Here is an 8,672-nt window from a genome sequence, read left to right on the forward strand (position 1 = left end):
ATGGGTTACCGGGTTGTAGTGGTCGGTGCGACGGGGAATGTGGGCCGCGAGATGCTCAACATTCTGGCCGAGCGCGAGTTTCCCTGCGACGAGATCGCGGCAGTTGCATCGTCGCGCTCGCAGGGCACCGAGATCGAGTTTGGCGAAACCGGCAAGATGCTGAAAGTCCAGAACGTCGATAACTTCGATTTCACCGGCTGGGACATTGCTCTTTTCGCGGCGGGGTCCGGCCCGACGCAGGTTCATGCACCTCGCGCTGCCGCCGCAGGCTGCGTGGTGATCGACAACTCGTCGCTCTATCGCATGGACCCGGACGTGCCGCTGATCGTGCCCGAAGTGAACCCGGATGCGATCGATGGCTATACCGCCAAGAATATCATCGCGAATCCCAACTGTTCGACGGCGCAGATGGTGGTGGCGCTGAAGCCGCTGCACGATGCAGCGAAGATCAAGCGCGTGGTCGTGTCTACCTACCAGTCGGTTTCCGGCGCGGGCAAGGAAGGCATGGACGAACTGTTCGAGCAGAGCCGTGCGATCTTTGTCGGCGATCCGGTCGAACCCAAGAAGTTCACCAAGCAGATCGCCTTCAACGTGATCCCGCACATCGACGTGTTCCTTGACGATGGTTCGACCAAGGAAGAGTGGAAGATGGTGGCCGAAACCAAGAAGATCCTCGATCCCAAGGTCAAGGTCACGGCAACTTGCGTGCGCGTGCCGGTGTTCATCGGTCACTCCGAAGCGCTGAACATCGAGTTCGAGAACGAAATCTCGGCCGAGGAAGCGCAGAACATCCTGCGTGAAGCGCCCGGCGTGATGCTGATCGACAAGCGCGAAAACGGCGGATACGTAACGCCGGTGGAATGCGTGGGCGATTTCGCCACGTTCGTTTCGCGCGTGCGCGAGGATTCGACGATCGACAACGGTCTGAACATCTGGTGCGTGTCGGACAACCTGCGCAAGGGCGCTGCGCTGAACGCGGTGCAGATTGCCGAATTGCTGGGTCGGCGCCACCTGAAGAAGGGCTGATACGGCCCCATCCGCATTGAAACTGGCGGGTGCTACGGCTCCCGCCAGTCGCCCCGCTATGCCTGTCTGGGCGGGTGCGCTGATAGCTGTATTCCCAACTCCTAAAGTAGAGATTTTTCAAACGACCCATTGCGCAGGACATAAAGGAAGCGTTATGTGCGGTGCAGCAAGGCGGTTGCCAAGCGGTTCCGTGGGGGTTTGATGCTAGAACATTTTGACGTTCTCCACGGCATAGCAGGCCTGCTTGTGGGTATGCTTGTGGGATTGACCGGCGTGGGCGGCGGTTCGCTGATGACGCCGATTCTGGTGCTGATGTTCGGGGTTAGCCCCGCGACGGCCGTGGGCACCGACCTTCTTTTTGCAGCGATCACCAAGATTGGCGGCTCTTTCGTGCATAACAAGCATGAGAGCGTCGACTGGAAGATCATGAAGCGTCTGGCCGCAGGCAGCGTTCCGGCGGCGATCGTGACCCTGATTGGCGTTTCGTACTTCGGCAAGGTGGGTAAGGATTCGAGCGGGATCATCCTGCTGGTTCTGGGCACGATGTTGGTGCTGACGGCCTTTGCCACTCTGTTTCAGAAGCAGTTGGCGCGGTTTGCCAAGACTCATGAACGGCTGGACGATTCCCATACGACAGTACCGACCGTGGCGTTGGGCGCAGTGCTGGGCATTGCCGTCTCGATCTCCTCCGTCGGCGCAGGGGCCATCGGGGTCACGGCGCTTTTGATGCTCTATCCGGCGCTGCGCGTATCGCGCATTGTCGGCACGGATATCGCCCACGCGGTGCCTCTTACGCTGGTGGCCGGGTTCGGGCATTGGCTGATCGGTGGGGTTGATCCTTATCTGTTGTTGAACCTGCTGATGGGATCACTGCCCGGTGTGGCCATCGGAAGCATGTTGTCGGCACGTTCGCCGGATAAGGTTCTGCGCCCCGCGCTGGCGGCGGTGCTGCTGTTCTCCGGCGTCAAGTTGCTGACGGCATGACGGTTGCACCTGAGTATTTCGAAGGGTTTGGTGGGGCGCGTCTGGCTCTGCATCGGTTGGGGGCGGGACGGCCCGTGCTGCTTTTGCACGGGCTGTTCTCTTCTGCCGAGGTCAACTGGATCAAGTTTGGCACGGCGGCAAAGCTGGCCGAGGCCGGGTTTGAATGCCTGATGCCCGACCTCAGGGTGCATGGGCAAAGCGCGGCTCCGCATGATCCGGCGGCCTATCCCGAAGACGTTCTGGTACGCGATCTCGAAGCGCTGGTTGCTCATCTTGGGCTGATCGATTTTGATCTGGTGGGTTTTTCACTGGGATCGCGCACTTCGGCAAGAGCGGTGATTGCCGGGATGAAACCACAGCGTCTGGTGCTTTCTGGCATGGGTTTGCAGGGGCTGGCCGGTTGGGCGCGGCGGCAGGATTTCTTCGTGGACGTGATCGACCGTTTCGGCACGATCAAACGCGATGATCCAGCCTATTTCGCGCAACAGTTCCTGAAGACGATGGGGACCGATCGCGAGGCAGCGCGGCTGCTGTTGGGAACGATGGCCGATACCGATCCGGCGCAACTGGCAGCGATCACGATGCCCTGTCTGGTCCTGTGCGGCGATCAGGACAATGACAACGGTTCGGCGCAGCAACTGGCTGAGGCTTTGCCCGATGCGCGGCTCGCGCTGATCCCCGGCACGCACATGAGCAGTGTGACAATGCCGCAACTTGGCGATGAACTGGTGCGGTTCCTTACGCCTTAGGGTTGACCTCGACGGTTTCACCGGTAACCAGAAAGGCAAGCCCTTCGGCGTCGCGCCTTGCGATGCGGGGATCGTCCTTCAGGGAGATCGGATCAATGAAATCGCTCGTTTCGAGTATGGCGCTGGGCGTTGCCTTGCTGGCGACACAGGCTCACGCACAAGGGAATGCCCCTGCTGCCGATGCCGCCGGAGTAGCGGATTGGGTGAAGAAGGCCGAGGCAGAGATGCTGGCGTCTTCGCAGATCACCTCGCGCGCAAGCTGGATTTACGCGACCAACATCACCTACGATACTGCATCGCTGACTGCCGATGCCAATGCAACCAGCACCGCGATGCTGGTTGCACAGGCCAAGCAGGCAGCAGATTATGCCAACGTCAGCGGGCTGGCGCCCGATGTAGCGCGCAAGCTGGTGATGATGCGCACGCGGATCACCGGCCCTGCGCCGAGCACACCCGGGGCAACCAAGGAATTCGCATCGCTGCAGGCTGGAATGCAGGGCGTCTATGGCAAGGGTATGGGCACGCTGAAGGGGCAGCCGATCAACGGCAGCGATATCGAGGAAGCGATGGGCACCAATCGCAATCCCGATGAACTGAAGGAAATGTGGCTGAGTTGGCACGATAACGTGGGAACGCCCATGAAGGCCGACTATGCGCGGATGATCGCTATCGGCAATGCGGGCGCGCAGGAACTGGGCTTTGCCGACATGGGGGCGCTGTGGCGTTCGAACTATGACATGCAGCCAGAAGAGTTCGCCGCGCTGACCGAGAAGATCTGGAACGAGGTCAAGCCGCTTTACAACCAGATTCATTGCTACACGCGCATGAAGCTTAATGAGAAGTACGGCGATGCGGTGCAGGCCAAGACCGGCCCGATCCGTGCTGATCTGCTGGGCAATATGTGGGCGCAGGAGTGGGGCAATATCTACCCGCTCGTCGCGCCTGCCGGGGCGGGTGACATCGGTTATGATGTGGGCGAACTTCTGACTGCCAAGGCCTATGATCCGGTGAAGATGGTGAAGGCCGGTGAGGGGTTCTATTCCTCGTTGGGCATGGCCCCACTTCCGCAGACGTTCTGGGAACGGTCGCAGCTTGTGAAGCCGCGTGACCGGGACGTGGTTTGCCATGCTTCGGCATGGAATCTGAACAATGTGGACGATTTGCGCATCAAGATGTGCATCAAGGTGAACGGCGACGATTTCGTCACGATCCACCACGAACTGGGCCATAACTACTACCAGCGCGCGTACAACAAGCAGGATGCGCTCTATCTGGGCGGCGCGAACGACGGGTTCCACGAGGCCATCGGGGATTTCGTGGCGCTTTCGATCACACCCGAATACCTTGTGCAGATCGGGCTGCTGGATCGGACCAAGGTGCCATCAGAGTCCAAGGATACCGGGCTTCTGCTGCGTCAGGCGATGGACAAGATCGCGTTCCTGCCGTTCGGCCTGCTGATCGACCGTTATCGCTGGGATGTGTTCAGCGGCAAGATTGCCCCTGCCGACTATCAAAAGGGCTGGGACGCCATGCGGCTGAAGTATCAAGGCGTGGTGCCACCGGCGGCGCGGCCTGCAGATGGGTTCGATGCAGGGGCAAAGTATCATGTGCCCGCCAACGTGCCGTACACGCGCTATTTCCTCGCTCGTGTGCTGCAGTTCCAGTTCTATGAGGCGGCGTGCAAGCAGGCGGGCTGGAAGGGGCCGCTGCATCGTTGCAGCTTCTATGGCAACAAGGAGGTTGGTGCAAAGCTGAATGCGATGCTGGAGATGGGCGCTTCAAAGCCCTGGCCCGATGCATTGGAGGCGTTTACCGGTAGCCGCGAGATGAGCGGCAAGGCAATGATCCGCTATTTTGCGCCGCTGACCAAGTGGCTGGCGAGCCAGACCAAGGGGCAATCCTGCGGTTGGTGATAGCAGAGCCACCCTTTTTGCATTTCCCGTTAAGGCCCTCTTGCCGGATCGGTTCGTTGGTGGCAGCTTGATGACACAACGAACGGACCGGCAAGAGTCCTATCGGGATTGAGGAAGCATGACGGTTAAAGGTATGCTTGCGGGGCTCGCCGCAAGCGTTCTGGTTCCTTCGATGGCCAGTGCTGCGGCTGGATCGACGGCAACGGTATCTGCGGTAAAGCCCGAAGGCGTGGCTGAGGCGCTGAAGAACCTTGGCTACACGGCGGAACTGGCCAAGGATGCCAATGGCGACCCTTTGATCAACGCGGACATCGGCGGTTGGCAGGCCGCTCTGTTGTTCTACGAATGCAACGAGAAAACCCACGACGGTTGCCAGTCATTGCAGTTCGTGGCCAATTTCACGGCGGAGAAGAAGTTCACTGCCGAAGACGCCGTGCGTTTCAACCGCAACACCCGCTTTGCCTCGGTTTCGCTGGGCAAGGATGACGCGGTGATGATGACCTGGGATGTGGTGACGGGCAAAGGCATCGACTTCGAGGTGTTCTCAAACTCGGTCGACATGTTCCGAAGTGCAATGGACACACTGGGCACAGAAGTCTTCAAGTGATTTGAACCCCGCTCCGGCCACCCCGGAGCGCTGGGACGCAACCTCGGCAATCCGCAAGCAGGGCTAGCTGCTTCGGATTGCCTTTTCTTTTGGCGTCATGCCGTCAGCGGAACGGCGGTTCGTTGAACGCGCGAAGTTTGCGGCTGTGGAGGCGAGAGCCTTCCTTGCGGAGCAGATCGCAGGTGGTGGTGCCGATGGCGAGGTGGGCGGCGATGGCTTCCTCATAGAAGCGGTTGGCCTGTCCCGGCAGCTTGATCTCACCGTGGAGTGGCTTGTCAGATACGCACAGCAAGGTTCCGTAGGGCACGCGGAAGCGATAGCCCTGTGCGGCGATGGTGGCGCTTTCCATGTCGATGCCGACGGCGCGGCTGAGCGAGAGGCGGCGGGCGGAATGCGAATAGCGCAGTTCCCAGTTGCGATCGTCGGTGGTGACAATGGTGCCGGTTCGCATCCGTTTCTTGAGATCGGTGCCGCCTTCGCCCGATACGAGTTCCGCCGCCTTTTGCAGGGCGACCTGCACTTCGGCGATGGCTGGGATCGGAATCTCGGGTGGCAGGACCGGATCAAGAACGTGATCGTCGCGCAGATAGGCGTGTGCCAGCACGTAGTCGCCGATCTTCTGCGTGGGGCGTAGGCCACCGCAGTGGCCGATCATCAGCCAGGCTTCCGGGCGCAGTACCGCGAGATGGTCGCAGATCGTTTTCGCGTTGGATGGGCCGACGCCGATGTTGACCAGCGTGATGCCTGACCTGTCCGGCGCGACAAGGTGGTAGGCGGGCATCTGGTGGCGCCGCCACGCCGTGTCGGACAGGCGCACGCGCGCGTTTTCGGTGTGAGCATCGAGCGAGAGGCCGCCGGCACCAGTCAGTGCTATGTAGCTTTTGCCATCGATCTGCTGGCCAGCCCAATCGACGAATTCATCGACATAGCGGTGGTAGTTGGTGAACAGGATGTAGCGCTGGAAATCCTCTATCCGCGTGCCCGTATAGTGGGCGAGGCGGGCAAGGCTGAAATCGGTGCGCAAGCCGTCGAACAGCGAGAGTGGCAAAGGGCCGTCCCCGACGTTGTATTCCGCATCGGCAATTTCGTCACCGATATGGGCGAGGTCGGTCGTGGGGAAGTGCTTGGCCAGTTCCTGCGGGCTTACGCGGCCGATCTGCGCGCCGTATGCGCCATCCAGCACATAAGGGAAGGGCATTTCCTGCCGCGACCGCGCGACTTCGATCTCGACCGGATAAGATGACCAGATCAGTTCGATCTGTTCAGCCAGATAATCCGCAAACAGCGCAGGACGGGTGATCGTGCAAGCATAGTCACCGCGCTGGGTGAGGCGGCCAAACGCGCGGCCAAGTGATTCATTTTCAGGATCGGTGGCCAACCTTACGCGCAGTTCGGGATAGCAATAGCTGCCATCAAACCGCTTCTCCGGGGCTGGGATCGTCCCGGTGTTGGCATATTCCGCGATATCATCGCGAAGCTGGGAAACGGCGCTGTCATAAAGACGATTAAGTTCGGAAAGGATCGCTTCAGTTGTTTTCATCTGCAATCATGTAGCGCGCGAACGTTGCGCTGCAAAGACGGCGTTCATTTGCAGCCTCGTGCTTATACCCAAACTGCAGCCAGAGAATATGCAGCGGCGCTTGCGTCCAAGCGGAAACCGTCTGATAACGCTGTCAAACTTCAAAAGTGGAGATTTGAGGATGCGTGCAACACTTGCCTTGTTTGCTGTGGCCACCTTTGCCGGAGGTGGCAGTGCTTTGGCCCAGAACACGTCTGCAGACGTAGCGCCGATTATCGACGTTCACATGCACGCGATGGACGATGCTTCGTGGGCCACGCCCGTTTGCCCCAATCAGACGCGGTTTGAGGCATCCGATCCGAAGAACGGGCCGGAGGCTCCGTTTGGCTGGTCGAAGGAGGAATGCTCGCCGAAGCTCTATCCTGCGCCCAAGGGCGAATACATGAAGATGGTTCTGGCGGAGATGGAGCGCCTGAACGTGCGCGGCGTGGTGTTTGGCGAGCCGGATCAGGTGAAGAAATGGCAGGCGACATCGCCCGCGCGCGTCATTCCCGGCACAGCGTTCGGGCGCGTGACCGGTGGGGATGCGGCAAAGCAGCTCAAGATGCTTGAAGTCGCCTTCGGAAAGGATGGCTTCAAGGTCATGGGCGAGATCGGCCTGCAATATGAAGGTATTTCACCATCGGACATGCGCGTGGATCAATATTTCGCGCTGGCCGAAAAGATGGACATTCCCGTAGCGATTCATATGGGCACAGGCGGTTCGGGCCGTGCAAACGTGGCCATGCCGACGTTCCGTGGGTCGATGGGCAATCCGCTGTTGCTTGAAGAGCTTTTGGCCCGCCATCCAAAACTGCGAGTGCAGGTGATGCACGCAGGCTATCCGATGATCGACAACATGCTGACGCTTCTGCAAGCCAACAGCCACGTCTATGTCGATATCGCCGGACTGATCTGGAGCTATCCGCGCAAGGACGTGAACCGCTATATCGAGCGGATGGTGGATGCCGGGTTTGGCGACCGGGTGATGTACGGTACGGACCAGCTCGCATGGCCGGGGCTGATGGCTTATTCGATCGGCCTGATCCAGAATGCCGATTACCTTAGCCAGGAACAGAAGCGCGATATTCTTTACAACAATGCTGCCCGTTTCCTGCGGCTGGAGACAGCGAAGTAAGCGCAATCAGAACAGAATGGTGCCGCTTGTAAACACGAGCCCGAATTTTTCGTCATTGCGAGCGTAGCGAAGCAATCCAGAGCGGTTCTGCGATGACTCTGGATTGCTTCGTCGGCTTCGCCTCCTCGCAATGACGATATGTGTTTGCAACGGATATAATCGCCAACGAAAAAGGGGCGACCCGAAGGCCGCCCCTTTTTCTTTTGCCGAAGCATGAAGGAAAGCCTCAGGCTTCCGCTTCTTCGCCGCCGTCAAGCAGATCGGCAGCGATTTCGCCCGGTTCTGCATTGGGGTCGTATGCTTCGGTGAAGCCGCCGACTTCGGTGTCGAACATCGCGTCGATGACGTTGACGCCCTGCGACTGCAGTTCGGCTTCGTCAGGCGAACGGGCAACGTTTACCTTCACTGCAACCGAAACTTCGGGGTGCAGCGAAACCTTGACGGTGTAAACGCCGAGCGTCTTGATCGGGCGTTCAAGCACGACCATCGACTTGTTCACCTTGGCGCCCTGTTCAACCAGCGCGTCCGAGATGTCGCGAACCGAAACCGAACCATAAAGCTGGCCGGAGTTCGAAGAAGCGCGGATGAGCACGACTTCCTTGCCTTCGACGTTGCTCGATTCAGCCTTGGCTTCATCACGGCGGGCAGCGTTTTCAGCTTCGATGCGGGCGCGGTTGGCTTCGAAGACCTTGCGGTT

Annotated in this window: 8 protein-coding genes; 6 read left to right on the top strand and 2 right to left on the bottom strand. The window is 59.6% G+C overall.

Going from position 1 to position 8,672, the window contains the following annotated elements; translation table 11 throughout:
- From ACOVQ0_RS11190 to ACOVQ0_RS11210, 5 genes are all read left to right on the top strand, one after another.
- Nucleotides 1-1,026: aspartate-semialdehyde dehydrogenase (locus ACOVQ0_RS11190; RefSeq protein WP_421884336.1), on the top strand; the 1,026-nt coding region annotated here is incomplete at its 5' end.
- 201 nt (nt 1,027-1,227) lie between these two features.
- Nucleotides 1,228-2,010 (top strand): sulfite exporter TauE/SafE family protein, encoded by a 783-nt coding sequence (locus tag ACOVQ0_RS11195; protein WP_421884339.1) that lies wholly within the window; start codon nt 1,228-1,230, stop codon nt 2,008-2,010.
- Entirely contained in the window at nt 2,007-2,759 is a 753-nt protein-coding gene (locus tag ACOVQ0_RS11200; protein WP_421884342.1) for an alpha/beta fold hydrolase, read from the top strand. The genes ACOVQ0_RS11195 and ACOVQ0_RS11200 overlap by 4 nt, the downstream gene beginning before the upstream one ends.
- A gap of 95 nt (nt 2,760-2,854) precedes the next feature.
- Nucleotides 2,855-4,672: a M2 family metallopeptidase gene (locus tag ACOVQ0_RS11205; protein ID WP_421884344.1), complete on the top strand. Its 1,818-nt coding sequence runs from the start codon at nt 2,855-2,857 to the stop codon at nt 4,670-4,672.
- 172 nt (nt 4,673-4,844) lie between these two features.
- On the top strand, nt 4,845-5,279 hold the full coding sequence (locus tag ACOVQ0_RS11210; RefSeq protein WP_421884347.1) for a YbjN domain-containing protein: 435 nt from the start codon (nt 4,845-4,847) through the stop codon (nt 5,277-5,279).
- 103 nt (nt 5,280-5,382) lie between these two features.
- Here ACOVQ0_RS11210 and ACOVQ0_RS11215 read toward each other — a convergent pair whose 3' ends face one another.
- On the bottom strand, nt 5,383-6,819 hold the full coding sequence (locus tag ACOVQ0_RS11215; protein ID WP_421884350.1) for an AMP nucleosidase: 1,437 nt from the start codon (nt 6,817-6,819) through the stop codon (nt 5,383-5,385).
- 160 nt (nt 6,820-6,979) lie between these two features.
- Here ACOVQ0_RS11215 and ACOVQ0_RS11220 point away from each other — a divergent pair, with 160 nt between their 5' ends.
- Nucleotides 6,980-7,975 (top strand): amidohydrolase family protein, encoded by a 996-nt coding sequence (locus ACOVQ0_RS11220; RefSeq protein WP_421884353.1) that lies wholly within the window; start codon nt 6,980-6,982, stop codon nt 7,973-7,975.
- Between the two features lie 226 nt (nt 7,976-8,201).
- Here the strand turns inward: ACOVQ0_RS11220 and rplI are convergent.
- The coding region (rplI, locus tag ACOVQ0_RS11225; RefSeq protein ID WP_421884356.1) for a 50S ribosomal protein L9 at nt 8,202-8,672 on the bottom strand (471 nt) is incomplete at its 5' end.

The organism is Novosphingobium sp. (assembly GCF_049240505.1).
Lineage (GTDB): Bacteria > Pseudomonadota > Alphaproteobacteria > Sphingomonadales > Sphingomonadaceae > Novosphingobium.